This window comes from Nannocystis sp. RBIL2 (assembly GCF_026626745.1).
Lineage (GTDB): Bacteria > Myxococcota_A > Polyangia > Nannocystales > Nannocystaceae > Nannocystis.
The window spans coordinates 2,732,496-2,754,399 of sequence record NZ_JAPNJW010000002.1; the positions used below are offsets into that span (position 1 = coordinate 2,732,496).

Sequence of the window (21,904 nt, forward strand, 5' to 3'; positions counted from 1 at the left end):
ATGACGCATGCGTGGATCGCCGGAGCGGCGTGGGGCGTGATGATGTTCGCGGGGTGCGGTGATTCGTCGGGCGCGCAGGAGTGCAGCGAGTGCGCTGCGCCGGTGGTGCTCGGGGCGCTGGGCGATCCGCAGATCCGCGAGACCTCGGGGATCGCGGCCAGCGCGGCGCACCCGGGCGTGTGGTACGTGCACAACGACTCGGGCGACGCCGCCCGGCTGTTCGCGGTGGCGGAAGACGGCTCGCTGCGCGCGACCCTGACGCTCGACGTGCCGCACGTCGACTGGGAGGACATCGCTCGCGGGCCCTGCCCCGCCGGCCAGTGCCTGTACATCGGCGATATCGGCGACAACGAGCTCGCGCGCGACGCCCTCGTGATCTACCGCGTCGCGGAGCCAGTGCAGCTGGTCGACAGCGTGCTGCCGGCGGAGCGCCTCTACTTTGAATACCCCGACGGCCCGCACGACGCCGAGGCGCTGCTGATCGATCCGGAGAGCGGCGAAGTCACCGTGATCACCAAGGTCGACAGCGGCCCGTCGTCGATCTACGCGCTGCCGCTGCGGCCCGGCGAGCGCGTCACCGCGGAGTTGGTCGGCAGCGTGCTGCCGCCCACGGGCAGCGCGCGCATCACCGGCGGCGACGTCCACCCCGACGGGACTGCGGTGCTCCTGCGCACGCGCAGCGGCGTTTTTAATTATACGAAGCGGCCGGAGCAGTCGGTCGCGTCGGCGCTGGCCGGTGAAGGCTGCGCGGGGCCGAAGCTCGACGAGGCGCAGGGCGAGGCGATCGCGTGGACGCCGGACGGCGAGGCCTGGGTCAGCGTCGGCGAGGGCGCGGGCGCGGCGATCCACCGCGTCGATTGCGACTAGTACAGCCAACCCGAAGTTCTCCAGGGGTTTGCCAGACCCTCTCCGAGAGGGTCCAGCCGAAGCCACCGAGGAGCAGCTCGAGCAGCTCGTCGCGGGAGGCGCGGGAGCGGCCCCCAGCGCTCTGGCGGACATGCTCTTTCCAACACATCAAGGCTTCGCGGCCTTCGCCTTGCCCGGCTTGCTCACCAGCAGCGCCTCCATCGTCGGCGCCGGCGCGAACAGCCACCAGCGCGTCACCACTTCATCGAGCAGCGTCAGGCCCTCCGTGGTCGAGTAGTCGAGCGACACATTGAAGTCGTTTTGATCGAGCACGCCCCAGCGGCCGAGCTGCAGGCGGCCGCGGCTTTCTTCGGCCCGCTCCTTGGCGAGGGCGGCCGCGAACTCCTGGCGCGTCGCCGCGACGTCGCCGAGCCCGGCCTCGGCCAGGGCGATCAGCCACGCGCGCGCGTGCAGGCGGAGCCCGCCGATCTTCCCGTGCTCCACCACCATGGCGAACACCTCGGGCAGGCCCTCTCGCGCATTCTTGGCGAACATCAGCGCGCTCATGTTGTAGCGGGGCGCCATGTGCTCGGGGTCGGCCTCGTAGGCACGCTCGAGGATCGGCATCGCCGCGGTCGGGCCTAGATCGTGGCCCGCCACCATCGCCGCGTTGTTGAGCGCCAGCGCCTGGTCCTTGCCGGTCTTGTGCTCGGCCACCGCCGCGAACGTGTAGACTGCCCGCTGCAGCGCCGCCTTGTCGCCCTGGAAGCCCAGGACCGCGTCGATGGTCGCACGGGTCATCGCCGCCGTGTCGGCGTCGACCTCCGCCGGCAGGTTCGCGGCCGCCTCGGCCGCCGCGGCGAGCAGCGTCCGGTCCTCCCACAGCAGCGCCATGTCGACCAGCGCGCGCGCCTGCTGCAGGCGGAGGTCCGAATCCTGCTGCAGCGACGCCGGCAGCCGCGCCGTCGCCAGCGTCTTCGCCTTGGCGGCGTCGGTGTTCAGGCGCGTCGACGCGAACGCCAGTCGCCACACATCGCGCGACTCGGGGAACTTCTTCGTCAGCGCCAGCGCCTTCTCCGGCAGCTTGCGCATCTCCGCCACCAACACCGCCGTGCGCTTGTCCGCCATGTACTTCGGGATAGCGTCGCGCAGCATCGTGAACAGCACCTCGAGCACCGCCGCGCGCGCCGGGTCGTACTCGCGGAAGCCTGCGGCCAGCTCGAGCATCTCCTCGAAGTGCGCCGCGAGCCCGGGGATGGGCTGGCCGGGCGCCTCCGCGATCTGCGTCATGATCTTGCCGAAGAGCATCATCGGCACCGTGCCGAGCGCGACCTCGTAGTAGAGCCGGTCGCGGCCGGTCATCTTGCGGGCGGGGCGGATCTCGTCGGCGCCGCCGAAGAAGTCGAGGTCGCGGTGGATCCGCAGCATCGCCATCCCCGTGCGCGGGCGCGCGTCGTTCGGGTGGGCCTTCTGCAGCGCGACGAAGATCGCCTCGGCGTCCCTCATGTGGCCGAGCTTCAGCAGCAGGTGTCCGCGCTCGTCCTGCTCCGCGAGCCCGGGCGCGTCCGTCAGCGCCAGCACGCGCCGCGCCGCGTCCGCGAACGCGTCGAGCTCGGCGAGCTTTTTCTTGAACGCGGCCGCCTTGTCCTCGCCTGGCTCTGCCGGCCCGCGCGCCTCGGCATCCTTCCGCGCCTTGTCGGCGTTCTCGACGTCGAGCCCCTTGTAGCGGACCGCCGCGAGCTCGACGTAGTCGGGGCCGGTCGCGCCCTCGCCCTTGCGCGCGACCGCGAGTGCGCGCAGGTCGATCGCCTCGGGCCAGCGCTCGAGCTCGAGCTCTGTCTGGCTCGCGCGCAGCAGCGTCTCGCTCACCGTCGGGTGGCCCGGGTGCTCGCGCAGCAGCCGGGCCGTCGTGTGGCGCTGCAGGTCGGGCGCCCGCTGCACGACGTCGGCCGCCACCGCCAGCACCTCCTCCACACTCGGCGTCTCGGCCTTGCCCTGCGCGCGCGCCAGCTCGACCGCCATGCTCAGCAGCTGCTCGAACACGCCGCTGTGGCGAAACATCTTCAGCAGCATGACCACGCGGTAGGCCTTCGCCAGCGCGGCCAGCAGCTCGGGGTCGTCGCTGCCTGCCAGGACCGCGCGCTCGGCCAGCACCAGCCCGCGCGCGAACACCAGCCCGCCCTGCAGCATCGCCTGCGGGTCGCTGGTCTTGACCTTGTCCCACGCCGCGAACGCCTCGCGCACCTCGGCCAGCGCTTTCGGCGACTTCGGGTCGCCGGGCAGCGCCGCATCGACCTGGCTCTTGAGCCAGGCGGGCATCAGCTCGGAGAGCGGACGCTGCGGCCCGGGGTCGAGGCGGTCGGCCATCGCCTGCAGCTCGGGGTCGGCGCGGCGCTTCGCCGCGACTTCCTGCGCGACCGTCGGCGACGTCGTGCCGACCGCGGCGGGCTTGCACGCGAGGGCCGCCGCGAGCATGACTGCCGCGCCCGGAACACTTCGCCTCGTCCTCGCCGGTTCTCCGCCGTGCTGGCCACGTCGCTCGTCCATGGCGGCGACGTTACCGCGATCCACGCAGCGCCGTCTCGGCTGTCGGCCGCGCCAGGCCAGCGCCAGCCACAGCGAGAAGGGCGAGGCCGCCCACGCCGGAGTGGCACGTGTTCGACGAGACCGTGATGGATTGCAGACGGAGCAGCTCGCATGAAACCCTGGAGAACTTCGGGCCGGCTGTACTAGCGATTCGCTCGTCTCGCTCCTGGCCGAAGAACCATGAGCGGTTCGAGACGATCTCACGGAGGCTGCCCGCGTCGGGCCAGGACTGTCGGCGCGCTCAGACGCGTCGCAGCACGCTGAACAGGGCCTTCGGCAGCGGGTCGAGCGTGCCCTGGTACACGGTCTCGGTCGCCGACAGCAGTTCGAAGCGCGGCGCGAAGGTCGTGCGGATCTCCTCGGGCGAGAATCGGTGCGGACCTGCGTCGTCGGGCTGCAGCCTGCTGAAGGTCTTGAGCAGCAGCAGCCCCCCCGGCGCGAGCCAGCGCGCCACCGCGTCGACGTAGTCGCCGCGCCGGGCCGGGTCGATCACGTGGAAGCAGCCGCGGTCGAACACCACGTCGAAGCTCCCGGTCAGCTGCGACGCGAGCACGTCGTCCTGGACGAAGGTCACCGGGACCCCGCGCGCTCGCGCGAGCTCGGTCGCCTTTGCCACCGCGGTCGCCGACAGGTCGCTGCCGGTCGCATCGAAGCCGCGGGCGGCGAGGGCGATCGCCTGCGTGCCCGGGCCGGTGCCGAGGTCGAGCAACCGCCCGCGCGCGAGCCCGTGGTCGCGCAACGCCGCCTCGAGGTCGGGGTCGAGGTCCGCGTAGTACCAGGGCAGGGTTTCGCCGGGCCGCTGGCGGTACAGGGTCTCCCAGTCGGGGAAGCGTTCGGACTGTGGCGTCGTCATGCCGCCAACATAGCTTGGCCCGTGGTCGCGCCGCACTGCGCTGCCAACCCGTTGACAATTTGCCAACAGGACAACTCGGGTGCGGCGGCAAATCCATGCACCCCCATCGCTAGGTGACGGAGGATCGGGTGAAGAAAAAATCTGCTGCGCCGGCCCCGCCTTTCATGGACTCGAATCGGGCGGCTCGCTCGCTCGCGCTGAGCCCGCCCAGCGGGACGCCGAGCCAGACCCGGGCGATTCAGCCGCCGCTCCCGGGCGAACTTGCGGGGTCTCGGCATTCGCCCACGTTCGCCCCGCGGAGCAGCCGGCGAAGCCGAGCAGTCGGTCGCTTCGAACGACGAGAGAGCCGACTCGACGATTGCAGCGCGCACCATGAGTTCGATCCACCCGTCCGACGCATCGCCCCGGGGCTCCGCCCGTCCGAGACCCTCGCGCGCGCTGCGTATCCTCGGTGTCCTGGCGGTGCTCGCATTCGCGGCGACACAGCTGGGCCTGGCACATTCACCGCAGCCGGCGCCCGGCCCCAGCGCAGTCGCGGCCCCGGCTCGGCTGACCCTGTTCCAGGACGTGCGCATCTTCGACGGCCGGCGCGCCACGCTGTCTGCGCCCTCCCATGTGCTGGTGCGCGACAAGGTCATCGAACGGATCTCCACCGCGCCCATCGCCGCCGAACCCGGCACGACCGTCATCCCTGCGGCGGGCCGCGTGCTGATGCCGGGCCTGAGCGACATGCACTGGCACGTGATGCTGGTCCGGCCCACGCCGGCGGCGATTTTGACCAATGATATCGGTTACACCAATCTTCAGGCCGCGGCCGAAGCCACTGCCACGCTCATGCGCGGGTTCACCACCGTGCGCGACATGGGCGGCCCCAGCTTCGCGCTGAAGCAGGCCATCGACGACGGCCTGCTGCCCGGACCGCGCATCTATCCGTCCGGGGCGATGATCACCGTCACCAGCGGCCACGGCGACTTCCGCCAGCTCTCCGAGCTACCGCGGACTCTGGGCGGCCCCGTGTCGCGGAGCGAGCAGATCGGCGGCAGCGCTGTCGCGGACAGCCCGGACGAGGTGCGCCTGCGTGCGCGCGAGCAGTTCATGCGGGGCGCGACGCAGATCAAGCTCACTGCCGGCGGCGGCGTGGCGTCGCCGTTCAGTCCGCTCGACGTGTCCACGTTCACTCAGGAGGAGCTCCGCGCCGCGGTCGAGGCGGCGCAGAACTGGGGGACCTACGTCTGCACGCACGCCTACACGTCGGCCACGATCCAGGGCTCGATCGCGGCCGGGGTGAAATGCATCGAGCACGGGCATCTGATGGATGACGCCACCGCGCGGCTGATGGCCCAGAAGGGCGTATGGTTGAGCACCCAGCCGTTCCTGGACCTGAGCGGCGCCGCGGCGCTGGGGCCGGTGGAGCAGGCGAAGATGCGGCAGGTGGTGAGCGGGACCGACAGGGTTTACACTCTGGCGAAGAAGTACGGCATCAAGACCGCGTTCGGCACCGACATCCTGTTCTCCGAAGCGCTGGCCGAGCGGCAGGGCGCCATGCTGGCCGATCTCACGCGCTGGTACACGCCCGCGGAGGCGCTGATCATGGCCACGTCGACCAATGCCGAGCTGCTCGCCATGTCCGGACCGCGCAACCCCTACCCCGGCAAACTGGGTGTCGTCACCGAAGGCGCGCTGGCCGATCTGCTGCTGGTCGACGGCGATCCGCTGCAAGACATCCGGCTGGTGGCCGACCCCGGCCGGAACTTCCTGGTCATCATGAAGGACGGCGTGATCTACAAGAACACGGTGCCGGGCTCCGGGCGATAGGACCCGCGGACGCGTGACAGCGCCGCAGTGAGGTCATCGCCCTTCAGGTCGCAAGCATTCGCATCGAGCCCACGACGACGAGCGGTCGGTGACGAGTGACTCGCTCAGGGCGCGGAGTTGGCGGCGCCGAAGGTCGGGATGCAGTCGGCGGTCCATGCCCCGCCGGGGCCGTCGGGCAGCGCGCAGTACGAGATTTCGGCCTGCTCGGGGCCGTAGGTGACGTGATCGGCGGGCGTGAGGTCGGCGCGCACGAGGGTCACGCCGTCGCCGTCGCTGGCGAGGCCGAAGGGGTGCTGGCCAGCGAGGTCGCCCTTGGCGACCACGAGGTAACCGCCGGGCGCGAGCTCGGTGCCGGGGGCGAACACCAGCTTCTCGGCGTCGCTCGCCGGGTCGTAGGCGGGGGCGAACCGGTCGGTGAGGATCCATCCGGACAGGTCGGCCGCGGCGGCGCCGGCGTTGCGAAGCTCGATGCGATCGTCGACCGCCTCGAGCTCGTTGATGACGACCTCGGCGCCCGAATCGCAGGCGGTGGCGTCCAGGCGGCAGGAGATCGCGGTGCAGGTCAAGGCGCCGCCGGCGAAGCCGAGGTCGGCGCAGGCGAGGCCGTCGAGGTCGGCGCCGTCGCAGGCCTCGTCGCCCTCGATCTTGCCGTCGCCGCAGGTCGAGGGCGCGACGACGTTGGCGGCGCCGAGCGTCTGCACGCAGTTGCCCCACTCGCCGTCGGCGTCGGGCACCCGACAATACGAGACCAGGGCGCGCGCGCCGTCGACGTCGACCTGATCGACGAGGGTCTGGTTGGCGTCGACCAGGGAGAGGGTCTCGGCGCCGGTCGACGAGATGCCGAACGGGAAGTCGCCGGCGCCGGTCAGCTCGTCGAAGGCGACGACCACGAGATAACCGCCGGGCGCGAGCGTGGTGCCGGCCGGGAACTCGTAGGTCTTGTCGGCGGCCAGGCCGGGGTCGTCGGACAGCTTCCAGCCCGAGAGGTCGACCGCCTCGGCGCCGGGGTTGACGATCTCGATGGCGTCGCCCATCCCCGCGTAGGGCCCCTCTGCGGGGCTCTTCGATGTCAGCTCGTTCAGCCGCAGCGCGCCGGCGGCCGGGGGCGCACCGCTGGTGTCGCTGCCGGTCGGATCGGTCTCGCTGCCGCCGCCGTCGCCCCCGCAGGCGGCGTGCGCCAGCGCGACGAGCGTGAGGGTGGTGCGCGTGCGAGACAGGAGGCGGTGAATCATACGAGGGCTCCGGTGTGAGGAATGAGCGAGTGTGTGATGATTCGCGGTGAATCGAGGTCAGAGGTCGAGCTGCGCGCCGACTGCGGCCTCGAGGATCAGCGCTGCGCTGCGCCGCTCGAACAGCGCCGCCAGGTGTTGCCGGCGCGCGGCGACGCGGCGACCTTCGATCTCGTTGGCGGCCAGCGGATCGACCGCGCCCGCGGCGAGGGCCGCAGCGGCCTCGCGCGCCGCGTCCTCGACGCGCGGCAGCAGGACTTGCTCGATCTCCGCCACCCGCGCGTCGGCGGCCTGCAGGCGCGCGATCGCCTCGTCGAGCTCGCCCGAGAGGTGAGCCGCGGCGGCGCGCTCCTCGGCCTCGCGCTGGCGCACGCGCGCGCGCGCGGCCCGGACCTCGCCGCGGTTCCAGCTCAGCAGCGGCAGATCGAGCGCCAGGCCGAAGCCGAACGAGGCCGGCGTCGCGGTCGGGCCGACGTAGTAGTTGACCTGCACCCAGTCGAACCACGGCCACGCGGCGCTGCGGGCCAGGTGGACGCCGGCCCTGGCCTCGGCGACGCGGGCCTGGCTGGCGCGCAGCTCGGGGCGCGAATCGACGGCGCGCGCGACCAGGTCCTCGCGGCTCGGGACGCGGGCGACCGCCTGCAGCTCGGCCGCGTCGGCGTGGAAGCGCCGCGGCCCGCCGGGACCGAGAGCGCGGGCCAGCTCGGCCTCGGCGCGGGCCAGCTCGCTGCGCAGCCGGCCGAGCTTCTCGAGCGCCTCGGCGTGGGTGAGGTCGGCGACCGCGAGATCGACGCGGGTGGCCACTGCCCGCTCGACGCGCGCGCCGATCTCGGCCCGCCGCGCCTCGAACAGCGCGGCCGCGCGGGTCAGCTCGTCGATGTCGGCGCGCAGCCAGGCGATCTGGGCGAAGCGTTGATAGACGAGCACCCGCAGCAGGCGACGGGCGGCCGCCGCGTCGCTCTCGGCGGCGTCGGCCGCGAGCCGGGCCGCGGCGACCCGCGTGCGCACCGTGCCCGGGCGCGGGATCGGGACGCGCACGCCGAGGTTCATCTGCGGGGCGCCGGCGAGCGCGTCGGCGAAGCGGAAGTTGGTAAGGCGAAACGAGGGGTTGTCGAGCTGCCGCGCGACGTCGACCTCGGCCGCGGCCACTGCCGCCTCGGCTTCGGCGACCGCGAGGTCCGGGTTGTTCGCCACGGCCAGCGCGAAGGCCTCGTCGGCGGTCAGCGCCCCGTCGGCGCGCGCCGGCATCGACGCGGGGGAGCTCGAAGGCTCGGCGGGAGCCTCGAGCGCGCGCAGGACCGCGAGCGAGCGCTCCGGGGCGTAGGCCGGCGCGTGGAAGCAGGCGCCGAGCAGGACGGCGCCGGCCAGGCTCAGGGCGCGGGCCACTGCAGCTCCATCCACTCCGGCGCGGCGGCGCCGGTGTCGAATACGAGGACGATCGCCTGCCCGTCGGGCCGCAGCGCGAGGCCCTCGGGCTTGAGCCCGGGGAAGCGCCGCAGCAGGCGCGCGTGCGCGAGGTCGTCGATGCCCGCGGCGTGCCACAGGCCGCCGTCCTGGCGCTGCGGGTCGGCGCCCGAGGCGGTGGCGGCGATCAGCAGCGAGCCGTCGGGCAGCTCGAGCAGCTCGCTGATCCCCCCGGGCACGGGGCCGCCGTTGGTCTCGACTCGCAGCGCCACCGCGCCGAGCCGGCGCAGACCGGCGGCCGAGGGAGTCGCGCCTGCCAGCAGCGCGTCGGGGTGCGGCAGGTGCCAGATCGGCGCGCGCTGCTCGGCGTCGAGCGGCTGCTTGAGCCCGAGGAGCAGGCCGCCGCCGGCGGTCGCGGTCATGCCCTCGAGGTCGAGCTCCGCGGTGTCCGCGAGGCCGAGCGCGGCCAACAAGGCCGGGTCGCGCTCCAGCTGCTCCGCCAGCGAGACCGACGCTTCGAGCGTCGCGCCGCCGGCGGTCACTGCGATGCGGGCGAACACCTGGCGCGCGGCCGGGCGCTTGCCCTTGCGGCTGCGGCTCTGCGAGGCGAGCACGTACAGGCCGTCCTCGGGCGCCGGCGCGATGGCCTCGAGATCGCTGAAGCCGTCGATGCCGGACACGACCAGCGGCGAGGCGTCGAGGCGGCCGTGGCGGTCCATGGTGAACAGCCACGGCGCGTGCTCGTCGCGGTCGGCCAGGCCGGTGTCGTCGCTGGCGATCACGAAGCGGTCGCGGCGGGCGGACCAGGTCAGGGCCGACGGCTCGAAGCGCGTGCGGGCGGCCAGCGCGGGCGGCACGACCAGCGGGCTCGGTGCTTCGAGCGACGGGTTCGGGCTCGTCGACACGACTCGCGGAGCAGCGCCGGGACTCGCCTCGCCCGTCATCTCGCGTGGCGAGAGCGTCGTCGCGGCCGCCGACACCTCGCGCTGCGACAGCGTCGTCGCGGCCGCGGACCCGGCGTCCTCGCCGAGGAAGCGGACCGCGACCGCCTGGCCGGGCAGCAGCGGGAGCGGCTCGTCGAGGCGCACCACCAGCTCGCGGCCCCACTCGGGCAGCTTCGGGTCACGCCAGCACCGCGGCGGCAGCTCGGCGATTCGCGGGGCCACGCGGACGACCCGACCCGCCGCCTCGGCGCCGTCAGAGCCGCGCGGGCGCACGCGTACGGCCTCGCCCGCGCGGCCGCGGCTGGCCTGGGCCTCGCGCTGGCACACTTGCACCTCCGCGGCCGTGGCGTCGCCGACCAGCGTGACGATCGGCAGGCCGGTGTCGGCGACCTCGCCCGCCTGCAGGTGCACCGCAGCGACGTCGCCGTCGACCGCGGCGCGCAGGGTCATCGCCTCGCGGCGGACCGCCAGCAGCTGTTCTTGCCGCTCGATCACCGCCAGCTCGGCCTGGACCGGCCGCAGCGCCGCCTCCGTGGCGTCGGCCGGCAGCGCGGCCCGCCTGGCCCGCGCGGCCGCGGCCTGGCTGACGAGCTGCGGGATCAGGGCGTCGGCGGTCTGCAGCTGCTTCTCGAGCGCCACGTGTTCGACCCTGAGCGCGTCGAGCTCGCGGCGGTCCGCCATGCGCTGCTCGACCAGGCCGCCCAGAGTCGCCACCTGCTCGGACAGCGCGGCGTACTCGGCGGCGGCGACCTTGCGCTCGGCGCGAGCTGTCCTCAAGGCCACGTCGGCGGCGGCCACCGACTCGTCGAACTCCCGCGTGGTGTCGCCGACGCGCACCTTCGACTCGGCGCGGACCGCCCCGAGCTCGGCCTCGAGGCGGGCCCGCTCGGCGGCGACGATCGCCAGCTCGGCGTCGATCGCCCGCGCGTCGAGCGACACCAGCACGTCGCCGGCGCGCACCCGCTGCCCGGGCGCCACCGCGACCGCGGCCACGCGCGCCGGCTCGGGCGTCGCCAGCTCGTACTCGGCGGCGAGCACGAAGCCGACGGCCGCCTCGTCGTGGACGTCGCCCCACAGCCAGGCGACGCTCGCCATCGTCGCGCACCACAGGCCCCAGGGGGCGATACGCGTCCGCAGGACCCGCAGCGACATCACAGCTCCACCGTCGGCTCCTGCAGCAGGAGCGAGACATCCTGGGCCCCGGGCAGCGCCTCGATCGCCTGCACCAGCGCGACGCGGCGCCGCGGATCGGCGAAGCGCACGTGGTAGGCGTGCTCGAGCGCCGCCCCCTGGGCCACCTCGCGCAGGGTCACCAGCGCGACGAAGCGGGTGTAGCGGCGCAGCAGGGCCATGACCGCGGCCTCGTCGGCGTCGGCGGGGAGCTGGAAGCGCAAGAGGCCGTCGAGGCGGTGCGTGCTGCCGAACTCGACCCACGTCAGCGATCCGACCGCGAAGCAGAACAGCGCCGCGCCGCACAGCGCCGCCGCGTGGGCGCCGAGGCCCGCGGCGATGCCGGCGCCGAGGCCCGCGAACACGAACATCATGTCGCGAGGATCGCGGAGCGCGGTGCGGAAGCGGACGATCGCCAGGCCGCCGGCGATCCCCAGCCCTGCGGCGATGCTCCCGCCGATCGCCAGCATCAGGGTGCAGGCGATGATGCTGCCGAGCACGATCGAGTGGACCAGGCCCTGCGAGTACGACATGCCGCGGAAGGTCCACACGTAGACCGCGGCGATCGCCTGCGTCAGGCCGAACGCGAGCAGCAGCGACAGCGCCGCGGAGCGCAGCGCGATCGGCTCGGCGAGCCCCGCGGACCAGCCCTCGAGGCCGCTCATCGCCACCCCCCGGCCGCGATCGGGCGGCGCAGCGAGGGCGCCTCGTAGAAGGCGCGGATCGAGGTGCCGTACTTGGAGAACGAGCGCCGGCAGAGGCCGAGGCGCTCGACGATCCGCACCAGCCACAGCGGCACCTGCGTCGTGAACTTGAGCTCGACGACGATCAGCGAGTCGAGCGTGCGCATGGTGACCGCGTCGTCGAGCGCCCGCCAGCCGCGCTCCGGCAGGGCGAAGGTCGGCAGCGCGGTCGGCTGGGCGCGGATGACCGTGTCGAAGGTGACGCGCGCGTAGTCGTCGATGCGGCTGAACCAGGGCTCGCGCTCGTAGCGGACCACCGTGAACGGCCGCAGGTGCATGCCGCGGGCGATGGCGAGGAAGCGCTCGACGGCCCGGCGATCCTTGCCGCCGACCCGCGGATCGATCTCGGCGTCGGGCTCTGCGACCAGCCGCTGCCATGCGTCGCGCGGAACCTTGCCGCGGGTCTTTAAAATGACGTCGTTGACGCGGCGCTTGACCTCGAAGAACACCGGGGCCGTCGGCGCCTCGGCGTAGCCGCGCACGCGCACCTTGACGCGGTCGAGCTGCTCGTGCTCGTTGGCCCAGAACAGCCGCAGCGCCTCCGTGTCGAGGTAGACGCTCTCTATCGTGTAGCGCCCGCGCGGGTTCTTGGCCGCCCACGGGTCGATCTCGCAGAACGGCTGGATCGCCGCCCGCAGCCGCGCCGCCGTCAGCGGGTCGACGAGGTACTTGAACTCGCGCCGCTCGATGACGTTGGCGTCACGCGCAGACATCGTGGGCCTCCGCGCCGTGAACAGCGACATCGCGGTGATGCTCGATCAGGATGGACATCTCGGCCCTGGTTCGCTTCCGGCAGGTCTAGCGGAGCGTGTGACCGGGGGGTGTCGCGCTCGTGACGGGATTGTGTCGAAGTGTGTCGAGCAGGCTGCCGCGCCGCCCGGACTCCGGCGTGGGCATCGGCTCCCGCGACCATGGACAGCACGGCAACATTCGCAGGCGAGGCGGGTCGAAATGTCAGTAGCCGGTGCCGCAATACGTAGCGATGACGCAATGCGAGCACTGCGAGCCTGGCCGGCTCAAGACCTCGCCGGACGTCTCGCCTTGCGCGGCTCGGTGCCCTGCTGCGGGCGCGCTGCCGGGGCGGGCAGGCCGCGCTGAAGGTAACCGTCCCGGACGCCGAGCCACGAAGCGATGGCCTTGACCAGGTCGCGCGAGGGCGAAGCCTCGAGGTCGGGGACGAACGCGATCTGCCAGCCGTCGCCGCGGCGCTCGATCTGCGCTCCGGCCTCCGCGAGTCGCTGGCGCGGCGCCGCCTCGAGGAGCGCCTCGTGGACGAACGTGTAAGGCGTGACGAACGCGGGCAGGCGACCGCGGCGGACGTCGGCGAGCGGCACGAGGACGGGCGTCAGCTCCTCGTCGGCCGTGCCGTTGGCCAGCGCGAACGTCGGCCGCAGCGTCGGGACCAGCGCGGCCAGCACGGTCACCGTCCGCGTCCACACCTCTCGGACCTCCTCGGGCTCGAACAGGCCGGCGCGGACGCTGAAGTAGAGCCGCGAGGCAGAGCGGGTGCGGCCGAACATGACGCCGAAGCTGTCGACGGTCCCCGCCCGACCGGGGCAGCGGAGATAGACCTGCTCGCCGGCTGCCTCGAATTGCTTCAAGTCGCCGGCGAGGATGGCGGCGTCGAGTTCTTCATCGGGCCCGACCGGGCCGCCCAGCGCCGCGGCGAGCGGCGCGAGGCTGTCGCGCAGGCGGGCGAGCAGGTCGGCCGGCTTGACCGCCGGCGCGAAGTAAAGCGCCGCCACCACGTTGCTCACGGGGTCGGTCGAATCGGGGCCAGCAGCAGCGCGCGGCATCGGCAGGTGCGCTCATCCTACCTCACTGCACGGTGCACGCGTCTCGATGCGATCGGCATCGCCGCAGCGGCCAGTGGTCGTGCCGGTCGTGTCGGTCGTCGCGTCGATTGACGCCCTGAGCTCGAAGGACTGCCGCCACTCGAAGCATGGGAGCCGTGGTAGCTTCGGCGCGCCCATGGGCATCGATCTCTCCCTCCGCCTCACGCCCCACGCCGCTCCCCGTCCCCGTGACCTGGCGGAGCCCCGTGACCCGGCGGATTCCCTCGTCGCGTGGGCCAGGGGCTTCGTCCCGGTCGCGTGGTGGCTCCTGTTCGCGCCCGGGGACGCTGTGATGGGCCCGTACGGCCTCGCCCTGATCACCCGCTCGGACGCCGCGCTGGACCGGCTGCGCCGCCGGGGCCCGGAGATCCGCGCCGCTGCCGGCCGGCACGCGCTCGGCCTGCGCTCCATCGAGGCGGCGCTGCAGGGCGCCCCGTCCATGTTCCTGCGGGCGGAGCTACACGAGCTGTACGAGGTCATGCCGAAGGACCTCCCGGCGCTGAGCGATCCGGCTCGGCTGGATGTCTGGCCGTCGTCGCTCGACCGCGGACGGATCCTCGCTTCGAAGCACCACGGGGGCACCCTCGCCGACGCGGTGGTCGGAGCCGTCCCGAAGCAAGCCGTGGAGCTGCCGGATCTGGCGACGTTGGAGGCGCGCTCCCTCGCGGCGCTGCGCGCGGGAGACTCGTCCGAGCTCGACTTGCTGGAGGAGGCGCTCGCGCGGCAGCTCGCCGAGGCGCTCGCGCCGTGGCTGTCGATGACCCGCCGGCGGTGGGGCGAGGGGCGTGCGGACGCCGCCGCGGACGAGGTGCTGACGGCGCTCGCGGAGGGCCGACCCGAGCCGTTCGCCCCGCTCGCGCGGACCCACAAACATTTCGCCGCCCACGCGCTGAGGGGGGCGGCAGGTCGAGCCCACGACCGCCGTACGGCGCTGCGCCGAGCGCTGCGGGGCGCGACAGAGCCGCTGGCCGCCCCGATCGCCCTCGCCCTCCGTGTCGCCTGCCCGAGCCTCGACGCGCTGTACGTCGCCGAGTGGCTCGACGGCGGGCCGCCGCCGCGGAGGGTCGCCAGCCTCGAGGCCGTGCTCGCGTGCCGGCTGGCCGCCATCGGCGCGCCCGCCTGGCAGCTGTCGCCGCACGACCCGATCGCGGTGGTCGAGCGGGCGCTCCACGCGAAGTTGGCGGTGACGCCGGTCGCGCCGGCCGACGCGCCGGACCTCGCGGTGTCCCGGGCGCTCGGGCTATCCGCAGAGGCGGCGCGGAGCTGGCTCCGCGACGGCGAGAGCGACGACCCGCTGGCTATCGCCGCCCGAGAAGTGACGCAGAGCTGGCTCCGCGAGGGCGAGAGCGACGAAGCGCTGGCTATCGCCGCCCGGCGCGTCGCCGAGGCGCTGTGTACGTCCGCCATCCGGATCGACGGGCCGACCCGCGCCGCGCTGCGCGACCTCCCCGCGCCCGAGGTCCCGTTCCTGGCCGGCACCGACCGTGCCTGCATTCGCCTCGCGCTCGGCGACCTCGAAGCGTTGCCCATCCTGCTCGCCGACGACACGGCCAGCACGACGGCGGTCGTGGCCGCTCTGCGGTCCGCGAGCGCCAGCGACCGCGCGCTCGGCTGGTTGGCCGAGCGCGCCCGTTCCGGCGACCTCGGCGCCGCGACGCTGATCCTCGACACACCGGGCGCCGACGAGACGGCTCTGGCCGCCGCGCGATCCGCCGCAGCGTCGGCCCTCCACGACCTCGCCAAGATCCGGACCCATTACGACGACGGGCTCATCACGACCTCCGAGTTCGACGCGAGGCTCGCGGAGATCGCAGCGCTCGCCCGCGCGCTGGGCCCGGATGGCATGCCGCTCCGGGAAGCGCTCGGCGACTAGCGTTCCGCGTCATCCCGGCTCCGCCGCTGCTCGACGCCGCGGGGCGGCGACGCTCGTCGCAGCAGGAGCTCGACACGCACGAGATGCGCCGTCAGGGCTTCGCGCGCCGGCGCCGGCGGAGCAGGAGCATGAGCGGAGCGGCGAGCAGACCGCCCGCGCCGCCGTCGCTACGACAGCCGCAGCCGCCCTCGCCCTCTTGCGGCTGCCCGGTCGTGGCCCCGGTCGCGTCGCCGCCAGAGCCGCTGCTCGTGTCGTCGATCGGATCGTCGGTGGTGCCGGGCTGGCCGGTGGTCGGCAGCTCGCCGCTCGTCGGCTCGCCGGTGGCTTCGCCCGTGTCGCTCGAATCGTCGGTGGTGGCATCGCCGGTGGTGTCATTGCCGGTCGTGTCATTGCCGGTCGTGTCCTCGGGGATGCAGACGCCGGCGTCGCACACTCCCTCGTCGCAGGGCTCGCCGTCGGCGGCCTGCTGGTCTTCGGGACAGGTGATGGAATCGCCGGAGCACAGCTCGGCGGCGTCGCAGGCCGCGGCGGAGGGGCGGCAGACGAAGTCGGCGGCGAGCAGCGAGCACACGCCGTCGGCGACCGCGCCCTGCGCCGCGCTGCAGGCCTGACAGTCGTCGGCACCGTCGCCGCAGGGGCTGTCGCAGCACACGCCGTCGACGCACGGGCCGCCGTCGCAGTCGTCCGTGCTCGCGCACGCGCCACCGATCGGCTGGGCGAACTGCACGATGAAGCTGTCCCAGCCGCCCGGGAGGTACTCCTCGTCGTGAGCCCCGGGGGTGGCGATCCCGCTGGTCGACTCGGAGATGCCGACGATGTGCACGCGGTAGTCCGCGCCGACGACCGTGCGGTTGCAGCCGTCGTACAGGGCGCCGCCGTAGTAGCTGCCCCATTGCAGCGCGCCGTCGCCGTTCAGCTTGGCGAGGTAGGCGTCCGTGTCGCCCTGCAGGGTCGGCAGGAAGCCGTTCGGGGTGCCGTAATCGTCGGCCCAGTTGGTGTGGCCGCACAGGTAGATCGAGCCGACGGCGTCGACCCCGACCTTGCCGACCGTCTGCGCCCAGCTGTGGCCGTAATAGGTGCCCCAGAGGCGATTCCCGTCCGCGTCGAAGCGCGCGACGAACCCGTCCGAGCCGTCGCCCTCGGGCTTGAGCGAGCCGGGCGTGGCGATGTTGTTCTTGGAGATGGTGTAGCCCGAGAGGACGACCCCGCCCTGCGGCAGCGCGGCCACGGTGGCGTCGAGGTCCTGCATCGTGCCGCCGTAGAAGGTGCCCCAGGCGCGGGTGCCGTCGAGGTTGAAGCGCACGAGGATCGCGTCGTCGCCCCCGCCTCCGTAGTTCTTCTGGTGCGCGCCCTCGCTGGAGATCGCGTTCGAGGGGGCGAAGGTGCCGCCGCCGACGTAGAGCTCGCCGAGCGCGTTGAGCGACACGCTGGAGAAAATCCCGCCCCCGGAGGCATTGCCGTAGTAGGTGCCCCACTCGCGCTGGCCCTGCGGCGTGAACCTGGCCAGGAAACCATTGCCGCCGGCGCCCCCGTAGGCCGGCTGGTGCGCCCCGGGCGTGCCGAGCCCCGGCGCGTCGCCGCCGAGGTAGCCGACGGCGTACACCGAGCCCTGGTCGTCGATCTCGACCGCGCTGGCCCACTCGTACACCGCGGGCGAGCCGACATAGGTGGCCCAATTCAGCGCGCCGTCGAGGGTGAACACGGCGACGTAGCCGTCTTCCCCGCCCTCTTCGCCGACGGCGAGGTCCGGCTGGAGCGCGCCGGGAGTGGCGATCGCGGTCGAGGAGTCGGTGATGCCGACGATCGCCACGCTGTCGGCCCCGACCGCGAGGCCGCGCGCCCACTCCAGACCGGGCCCGCCGAAGTAGGTCGCCCACACGAGCTCGCCCGTCGAGTCGAACTTGGCGAGGAAGGCGTCGAGGAGCCCGCCGGGCTCCGACTGGTGGACCCCCGGGGTGGCGAGCCCGACATTCATGGTGTGGCCGATGACGTAGACGTTGCCCGCGGCGTCGAGCGCGATGTCGGTGGCGAAATCATCGCCGGGAGCGCCGAAGTAGGTGCCCCAGTTGCGTTCGAGCGACGGCGCCGCAGCGGCGTCCGGGGCGACGCCCAGGGTGGCGAGGGCGGCGAGCGCCGCGAACAGCCGGGCAGTCGACGCAGGACGCCCCGCGCGAACAAGCGAATCCAGGTGAAGGTGCATGGAGGTCTCCACCGAGGCATTTGCCGCCGGGTCGCTTTTAAATTGCGGACGGACGCGAATTTCCGATCCGCGTCCGCGCGCTCGCCTGCGCCCCGGGCGCTCACGGATGAGGGGTCCCCCGACCTGCGCACGCCGTGTCGCCTGCGCCGCCCGAAATGGCCGCTGCGTGAGCGCCTATGTACCGTCGTAGAATTGACAATCCTGCAGCGCTGTGGTCACTGCATTGGAGCAGTCCTCGTCCGAGATCTGTCCGAAGGTCCAGGAGCCCACGGTCGGCGACAACGTGTTGTTGAACACCGACACGATATTCTGCGAGTAGGGGTCTCCGGGCAGGCGGAGGGCGCACATGTGAATGAATTGGAGGAGCCCGCGCGTGATGCCGGGGACGTAGCCCTCCGCGTCCGCCCTCTGGGTCCCTGTCGCGGCGGCGCCCGCAGCAGGCGCGCCCGCGGGCGCCTGCCCGAGCGTTCCGCCGGAATTGCCCGGGTCCTTGAGCAGGACGTCCCGGCTCGCTAGATGGTCGAGGATCGTCTCGACCACCCTGCGGGCGGTGTCTCTCTCGAGGCCCGCGCTGGTGGCCGTCTGGACGAGTTCGTCGGTGATCTGATCGTTGACTGCGGTCGGGAATGCCATCGCCTCGCACGGTAATCCAGGCAGCGCGCCGACACCAGCCTCGACCGCGAGAGCGAATGCATGCATGGGCGCCCACGGGCGCCCATGAGCTCGGGCGCTCGCGGAACCGGAGCGCGTCGAATTGACCGTCAGGCGCCGGACGCCGGATCGAGCGGTCGTCCGGGGCCGGTGCGCTCGAGCTCGCGGGAGATCCGGGGCTCCTCGATCGCCACCGGTCCCTCGCTCGCGCGGCGCTCCGGATCTTTGGCCTCGCGCACGACCCGGAACAGCGCGGTGCCGAACGCGACCTCCGGGGCCGCGCGCACGAACTCGATGCGCTCGCGCAGGCCGGCGCGGTCCATCTCGACGGCGCGGTGGTGACAGAACGGGTTGTTGCCGGGGCGGCCCATGACCGGCTCGGAGACTGCCGTGCAGCCGGCCAGGCAGACCTCGGCGTAATAGCAATCGTGGCAGTAGCCCCACAGATCGGCGCGCGTGCGCTGGCGCAGGCCGGACAGCTGCGCGGTGTTGTGCCAGAGGTGCTCGAGGGTGTAGTCGCGGATGTTGCCGCCGATGTTCACCTCGCCGCCGAGGCTGGGGCACGGCTTTATCGCGCCGTTGCTCTCGATGCCGATGCTCGACGAGCCCGCCTGGCAGCCGCTGTAGTGGCCGGTCTTCTTCATCACCGGCGCCCGCAGCCGCCGCTCCAGCGGGCCGAAGTAACCGAGGCTGTTCGCCGGCCAGATCGACATCCCGAGCGCGGCCGCGCGGGTGATCAGCGGGTCGAGGACGTCGTAGAGCTCGAGCAGCATGTACGGCTGCAGCAGCAGCTCGCGGTGGTCGGCCGCGTTGCCGTGCGGCACGGTGATCTGCAGCTGCCACGAGCGCACGCCCTCGGCGCCGAGCAGCTCGAGCAGCTCGAACAGCTCGTGGCGGGTATACGCATTGATCTGGGTGTTGGCATTGACCTGGCAGCCCGCCTCGCGCAGCAGGCGGAGGGCCGCGAAGGCGCGCCGCCAGCTGTCGGGCGTGTTGCGCACGCGGTTGTGGCTGTGCTCGAGGCCGTCGATCGAGATCCCCGCGAGGAGCAGGCCGGCCTCCACCGCCGCCTCGGCGCGCGCGCGGGTGAGGTTGTAGCCGCCGGTGACCATGCTGGCGAGCATCCCCTGGGTCCGGATCTCCCGCAGCACCAGGAGGAAGTCGTTGCGCAGGTAGGCCTCGCCGCCGATCAGCGAGACCTCGCCGACGCCCATGCGCGCGAGATCGCGGACCAGCTGCAGCGCCTCCTCGGTGCTCAGCTCGTCGCCGCGCGGGTGCCCGGCCCGGGGCCCGCAGTGGAGGCACGCTTGATCGCAGGCGAGCGTGAACTCCCACACCGCGAGCCGCGGCCTGGGCGTCTCGCCGGGCGCCAGCGGCAGGATCGCGCGGGTCTTCGGGGTGGGCAGCGAGTCGACGATCGGCAGGCGACGACGGACGTCTTGGAGTCCCATGGCGACCGGGCGGCGTCAGCCGGTGCTGCTCGAATCACCGGTGGTGTCGGGAGCGACGGTGGTCTCCGTATCGGTGCCCGTCTCGGTGTCCGTGCCCGTCTCGGTGTCCGTGCCCGTCTCGGTCGCGGTCCCGGTGGTCGTGGTGTCCGTGTCGCGATCGCCGGAGACGGTGTAGAAGGAGCCGCCGCTGTCGCTCTCGTCGTGGCCGGTGGTCTTGGTGACGTCGCCCGTGACGGTGGAGTCGGAGCTGCTGTCCGAGGCCGTGCTGGTCGGGCTCGTCGTATCGGTCGCGGCCGTCGTCGACGGGTCGGTGCTCGAAGACGAGGTGCTCGAGGACGAGGTGCTCGTGGTGTCGCCCTCGGTGGTCGTCTTCGAGTCGCTGCAGGCCGAGAGCGCGATACCGAGGGTGAGGCCGAGGGTTGCGAGCAGGTTGCCGCGGACGGTGCCGCACTGCGCCTGGCAAAAGGGACACGTCGAGGTCCCGTCGAATACGTGGCGATCACAAGTAGGACAAGAACGCATGCAGACCACGGTCTCACGCGACCAGGGACGCGTCAAGGCGCGGAGCGCGGTTTCAGCGAGGTCTGGAGGTGATGCTCGACGCCCCCGCTCGTCCAATCTACGTCGACGGCGTCGGGCGTCACAGCGCGAGCAGGCCGCGCGTCTCGTCGAGCGCCAGCGGCTGCGCGCCATAGCTCGCCGCGCCGACGCCCCAGCGCGCGAAGCCGGCGGGCTCGGGCGGGTCCGCGAGGCCGGCCGCGTGGCTCCACCACCCGGTCACGCTCAATCGCTTGCCGCGGGCGTACGGCGACACCGGCGTGACCGCGTGGACCGTCTCCGCCGCGACGTTGAACACGATCAGCGTATTGAATGACGGCACCACCTGCGCGCCGCTCGGGCACCACACGAACTGACCGCCCCACGACGCGTCCCAGTCGCGGGCGAGGTGCCACACGAACGCGACGGTGCGCGCCAGCTTGTGATCGGCGTGAGGCGCGGCGAAGTCGCCCGGCACGTAGCGCGTCGCCCCGAGCTCGAGCGGGCCGCCGCAGTCGCGACCCGACAGCGCGGCCGCGAGGTCACGGCTGGCGGCGGCGCTGAACAGCGCGCGGCAGGCCGCGACCGCCGGGCCCGCGGCGTCGTCCTCGTCGAGGACGTGGTGGCGATAATGCGGGGAGCGCCCGAACGCCTCGACCGCGCGCCAGCGGGCGGCGGCGTCGAGCGCCGCACCGACGCGCTCGGCGAGGTCGCGGCGCATGGCGTCGCGGACGACTACTGCTCGCCCTGCCGCGAGCTGGGCGGCGATGTCGCCCTGTCGCGCGAGCACTGCCGGGTCGAGCGCGTCGGCCAGAGACGTCGGCCACGCCGCGGGCTCGCCCTCGCCGACGAGCAGCCCCTCTGCGACGAGGCCGGCGACAGTGGCCGCCAGCGCGTCGAGCGAGCCCATGTCGCGGAGCGTCGCGTGAGCCGCGGCGAGCGTCCGCGGGGCCGCGAACGCGGCGAGCGTCTGGAACGCGCGCGGCTCGAGCGAGAAGGCGCGACGACCGACGAGCGCGACGACCGTCGCGTCGGGCCCGGGGCGGAACACACACGCGGGCGCGAGGACATAGGACGATTCCGGCATTGTCAGCACCACCACGGTGCCCCCTTACCTGCGGCCGCGTCGTCGCGTCAAGCTGTGCGTGCACGGGCGGCAACGCGCGCAATGATGTGTGTAGAAGCTCACGAGTGAATCGTGGCGACCGCCCTGCGACATCGCTGCGGACCACCTGTCGTCCTGATCGAGGAGCGCCGCACGGCATGTTCCCCGACTATGCATGATCGAACATCGAGCCCGATCGCCCGGGGGCCCACGGGCCGCGCCGGGGGCAGCGCGCCGCGAATACGGAGCGTGTCCGTGCAATTCGGCACTGGCACCTCCGCGACGTAAGCCACAGGAGACGAACGATATGAGCGAGAAGACGAACCCGGTGGTCGAGGGTGTGAAGGAGATCGATCCGAGCAACATCCGCGACCTGTTCCAGCTCGAGACCCTGGCCCCGCCGAGCGAGGCCAACGGCATGAGCTGCTGCGTGATCATCTGCTGGACGAAGGTCCCGGGCCGGCCGAGCTGAAGCGCCGACAGGAGACGAACGACATGATCGAGAACACGAACCACGTGGTCGAGGGTGTGAAGGAGATCGATCCGCTCCACCTCCGCGACCTGTTCCAGCTCGAGACCCTGGCCCCGCCGAGCGAGGCCAACGGCATGAGCTGCTGCGTGATCATCTGCAAGACCTGGACCCCGGGCCAGCCGGGCTGAAC

18 protein-coding genes are annotated in these 21,904 nt (G+C 72.8%); 5 read left to right on the plus strand and 13 right to left on the minus strand.

Going from position 1 to position 21,904, the window contains the following annotated elements; genetic code table 11:
- Nucleotides 1–867: a hypothetical protein gene (locus tag OV090_RS36005; protein WP_267709241.1), complete on the plus strand. Its 867-nt coding sequence runs from the start codon at nucleotides 1–3 to the stop codon at nucleotides 865–867.
- 147 nt (nucleotides 868–1,014) lie between these two features.
- Here OV090_RS36005 and OV090_RS36010 read toward each other — a convergent pair whose 3' ends face one another.
- Nucleotides 1,015–3,393, minus strand: coding sequence for a hypothetical protein (locus tag OV090_RS36010; protein WP_267709242.1), 2,379 nt, complete (start codon nucleotides 3,391–3,393; stop codon nucleotides 1,015–1,017).
- 280 nt (nucleotides 3,394–3,673) lie between these two features.
- Nucleotides 3,674–4,285: a class I SAM-dependent methyltransferase gene (locus OV090_RS36015; protein ID WP_267709243.1), complete on the minus strand. Its 612-nt coding sequence runs from the start codon at nucleotides 4,283–4,285 to the stop codon at nucleotides 3,674–3,676.
- Between the two features lie 372 nt (nucleotides 4,286–4,657).
- Here OV090_RS36015 and OV090_RS36020 point away from each other — a divergent pair, with 372 nt between their 5' ends.
- Complete coding sequence (locus tag OV090_RS36020; protein WP_267709244.1) at nucleotides 4,658–6,100, plus strand: amidohydrolase family protein; 1,443 nt, start codon at nucleotides 4,658–4,660, stop codon at nucleotides 6,098–6,100.
- A gap of 104 nt (nucleotides 6,101–6,204) precedes the next feature.
- On the opposite strand, the gene OV090_RS36025 is transcribed toward OV090_RS36020, so the two are convergent.
- The 6 genes from OV090_RS36025 to OV090_RS36050 all read right to left on the minus strand — a co-directional run bounded on the left by OV090_RS36025 (nucleotide 6,205) and on the right by OV090_RS36050 (nucleotide 13,386).
- Nucleotides 6,205–7,332, minus strand: coding sequence for a lamin tail domain-containing protein (locus OV090_RS36025; protein WP_267709245.1), 1,128 nt, complete (start codon nucleotides 7,330–7,332; stop codon nucleotides 6,205–6,207).
- A gap of 57 nt (nucleotides 7,333–7,389) precedes the next feature.
- Nucleotides 7,390–8,715 carry a TolC family protein gene (locus OV090_RS36030; RefSeq protein ID WP_267709246.1) on the minus strand — a complete coding sequence of 442 codons (1,326 nt, stop codon included), beginning with the start codon at nucleotides 8,713–8,715 and terminating at the stop codon, nucleotides 7,390–7,392.
- Nucleotides 8,700–10,829, minus strand: coding sequence for an HlyD family efflux transporter periplasmic adaptor subunit (locus OV090_RS36035; protein WP_267709247.1), 2,130 nt, complete (start codon nucleotides 10,827–10,829; stop codon nucleotides 8,700–8,702). Before OV090_RS36035 ends, OV090_RS36030 begins: the two co-directional genes overlap by 16 nt.
- The gene (locus OV090_RS36040) at nucleotides 10,829–11,512 is read right to left on the minus strand and encodes a DUF4956 domain-containing protein (protein WP_267709248.1); all 684 of its coding nucleotides are present in this window, start codon (nucleotides 11,510–11,512) and stop codon (nucleotides 10,829–10,831) included. The genes OV090_RS36035 and OV090_RS36040 overlap by 1 nt, the downstream gene beginning before the upstream one ends.
- Nucleotides 11,509–12,303, minus strand: coding sequence for a polyphosphate polymerase domain-containing protein (locus OV090_RS36045; protein ID WP_267709249.1), 795 nt, complete (start codon nucleotides 12,301–12,303; stop codon nucleotides 11,509–11,511). The genes OV090_RS36040 and OV090_RS36045 overlap by 4 nt, the downstream gene beginning before the upstream one ends.
- Nucleotides 12,304–12,606: 303 nt before the next feature.
- The gene (locus OV090_RS36050) at nucleotides 12,607–13,386 is read right to left on the minus strand and encodes a hypothetical protein (RefSeq protein WP_267709250.1); all 780 of its coding nucleotides are present in this window, start codon (nucleotides 13,384–13,386) and stop codon (nucleotides 12,607–12,609) included.
- Nucleotides 13,387–13,561: 175 nt separating this feature from the next.
- On the opposite strand from OV090_RS36050, the gene OV090_RS36055 reads away from it, so the two are divergent.
- The gene (locus OV090_RS36055; RefSeq protein ID WP_267709251.1) at nucleotides 13,562–15,298 is read left to right on the plus strand and encodes a hypothetical protein; all 1,737 of its coding nucleotides are present in this window, start codon (nucleotides 13,562–13,564) and stop codon (nucleotides 15,296–15,298) included.
- A 91-nt stretch (nucleotides 15,299–15,389) separates the two neighbouring features.
- Here the strand turns inward: OV090_RS36055 and OV090_RS36060 are convergent, their stop codons facing one another.
- The 5 genes from OV090_RS36060 to OV090_RS36080 form a co-directional block, all read right to left on the minus strand.
- Nucleotides 15,390–17,498 (minus strand): SBBP repeat-containing protein, encoded by a 2,109-nt coding sequence (locus OV090_RS36060; RefSeq protein ID WP_267709252.1) that lies wholly within the window; start codon nucleotides 17,496–17,498, stop codon nucleotides 15,390–15,392.
- A 174-nt stretch (nucleotides 17,499–17,672) separates the two neighbouring features.
- On the minus strand, nucleotides 17,673–18,131 hold the full coding sequence (locus OV090_RS36065) for a hypothetical protein (RefSeq protein WP_267709253.1): 459 nt from the start codon (nucleotides 18,129–18,131) through the stop codon (nucleotides 17,673–17,675).
- Nucleotides 18,132–18,259: 128 nt separating this feature from the next.
- Nucleotides 18,260–19,600 carry a radical SAM protein gene (locus OV090_RS36070; RefSeq protein WP_267709254.1) on the minus strand — a complete coding sequence of 447 codons (1,341 nt, stop codon included), beginning with the start codon at nucleotides 19,598–19,600 and terminating at the stop codon, nucleotides 18,260–18,262.
- Nucleotides 19,601–19,615: 15 nt separating this feature from the next.
- Complete coding sequence (locus OV090_RS36075) at nucleotides 19,616–20,122, minus strand: hypothetical protein (protein ID WP_267709255.1); 507 nt, start codon at nucleotides 20,120–20,122, stop codon at nucleotides 19,616–19,618.
- Nucleotides 20,123–20,240: 118 nt separating this feature from the next.
- Nucleotides 20,241–21,239, minus strand: a complete 999-nt coding sequence (locus OV090_RS36080) for a 2OG-Fe(II) oxygenase family protein (RefSeq protein WP_267709256.1) — start codon at nucleotides 21,237–21,239, stop codon at nucleotides 20,241–20,243.
- Between the two features lie 310 nt (nucleotides 21,240–21,549).
- Here OV090_RS36080 and OV090_RS36085 point away from each other — a divergent pair, with 310 nt between their 5' ends.
- Both OV090_RS36085 and OV090_RS36090 read left to right on the plus strand, forming a co-directional pair.
- The gene (locus OV090_RS36085) at nucleotides 21,550–21,714 is read left to right on the plus strand and encodes a hypothetical protein (protein ID WP_267709257.1); all 165 of its coding nucleotides are present in this window, start codon (nucleotides 21,550–21,552) and stop codon (nucleotides 21,712–21,714) included.
- A 23-nt stretch (nucleotides 21,715–21,737) separates the two neighbouring features.
- Nucleotides 21,738–21,902 carry a hypothetical protein gene (locus OV090_RS36090; RefSeq protein WP_267709258.1) on the plus strand — a complete coding sequence of 55 codons (165 nt, stop codon included), beginning with the start codon at nucleotides 21,738–21,740 and terminating at the stop codon, nucleotides 21,900–21,902.
- Nucleotides 21,903–21,904: the final 2 nt, after the last annotated feature.

Coding starts and splice junctions, on each gene's coding strand:
- OV090_RS36005 (WP_267709241.1), top strand. CDS start 1: ATGACGCATGCGTGGATCGCCGGAGCGGCGTGGGGCGTGATGATGTTC.
- OV090_RS36010 (WP_267709242.1), bottom strand. CDS start 3,393: ATGGACGAGCGACGTGGCCAGCACGGCGGAGAACCGGCGAGGACGAGG.
- OV090_RS36015 (WP_267709243.1), bottom strand. CDS start 4,285: ATGACGACGCCACAGTCCGAACGCTTCCCCGACTGGGAGACCCTGTAC.
- OV090_RS36020 (WP_267709244.1), top strand. CDS start 4,658: ATGAGTTCGATCCACCCGTCCGACGCATCGCCCCGGGGCTCCGCCCGT.
- OV090_RS36025 (WP_267709245.1), bottom strand. CDS start 7,332: ATGATTCACCGCCTCCTGTCTCGCACGCGCACCACCCTCACGCTCGTC.
- OV090_RS36035 (WP_267709247.1), bottom strand. CDS start 10,829: ATGTCGCTGCGGGTCCTGCGGACGCGTATCGCCCCCTGGGGCCTGTGG.
- OV090_RS36040 (WP_267709248.1), bottom strand. CDS start 11,512: ATGAGCGGCCTCGAGGGCTGGTCCGCGGGGCTCGCCGAGCCGATCGCG.
- OV090_RS36045 (WP_267709249.1), bottom strand. CDS start 12,303: ATGTCTGCGCGTGACGCCAACGTCATCGAGCGGCGCGAGTTCAAGTAC.
- OV090_RS36050 (WP_267709250.1), bottom strand. CDS start 13,386: ATGCCGCGCGCTGCTGCTGGCCCCGATTCGACCGACCCCGTGAGCAAC.
- OV090_RS36055 (WP_267709251.1), top strand. CDS start 13,562: ATGGGCATCGATCTCTCCCTCCGCCTCACGCCCCACGCCGCTCCCCGT.
- OV090_RS36060 (WP_267709252.1), bottom strand. CDS start 17,498: ATGCACCTTCACCTGGATTCGCTTGTTCGCGCGGGGCGTCCTGCGTCG.
- OV090_RS36065 (WP_267709253.1), bottom strand. CDS start 18,131: ATGGCATTCCCGACCGCAGTCAACGATCAGATCACCGACGAACTCGTC.
- OV090_RS36070 (WP_267709254.1), bottom strand. CDS start 19,600: ATGGGACTCCAAGACGTCCGTCGTCGCCTGCCGATCGTCGACTCGCTG.
- OV090_RS36075 (WP_267709255.1), bottom strand. CDS start 20,122: ATGCGTTCTTGTCCTACTTGTGATCGCCACGTATTCGACGGGACCTCG.
- OV090_RS36085 (WP_267709257.1), top strand. CDS start 21,550: ATGAGCGAGAAGACGAACCCGGTGGTCGAGGGTGTGAAGGAGATCGAT.
- OV090_RS36090 (WP_267709258.1), top strand. CDS start 21,738: ATGATCGAGAACACGAACCACGTGGTCGAGGGTGTGAAGGAGATCGAT.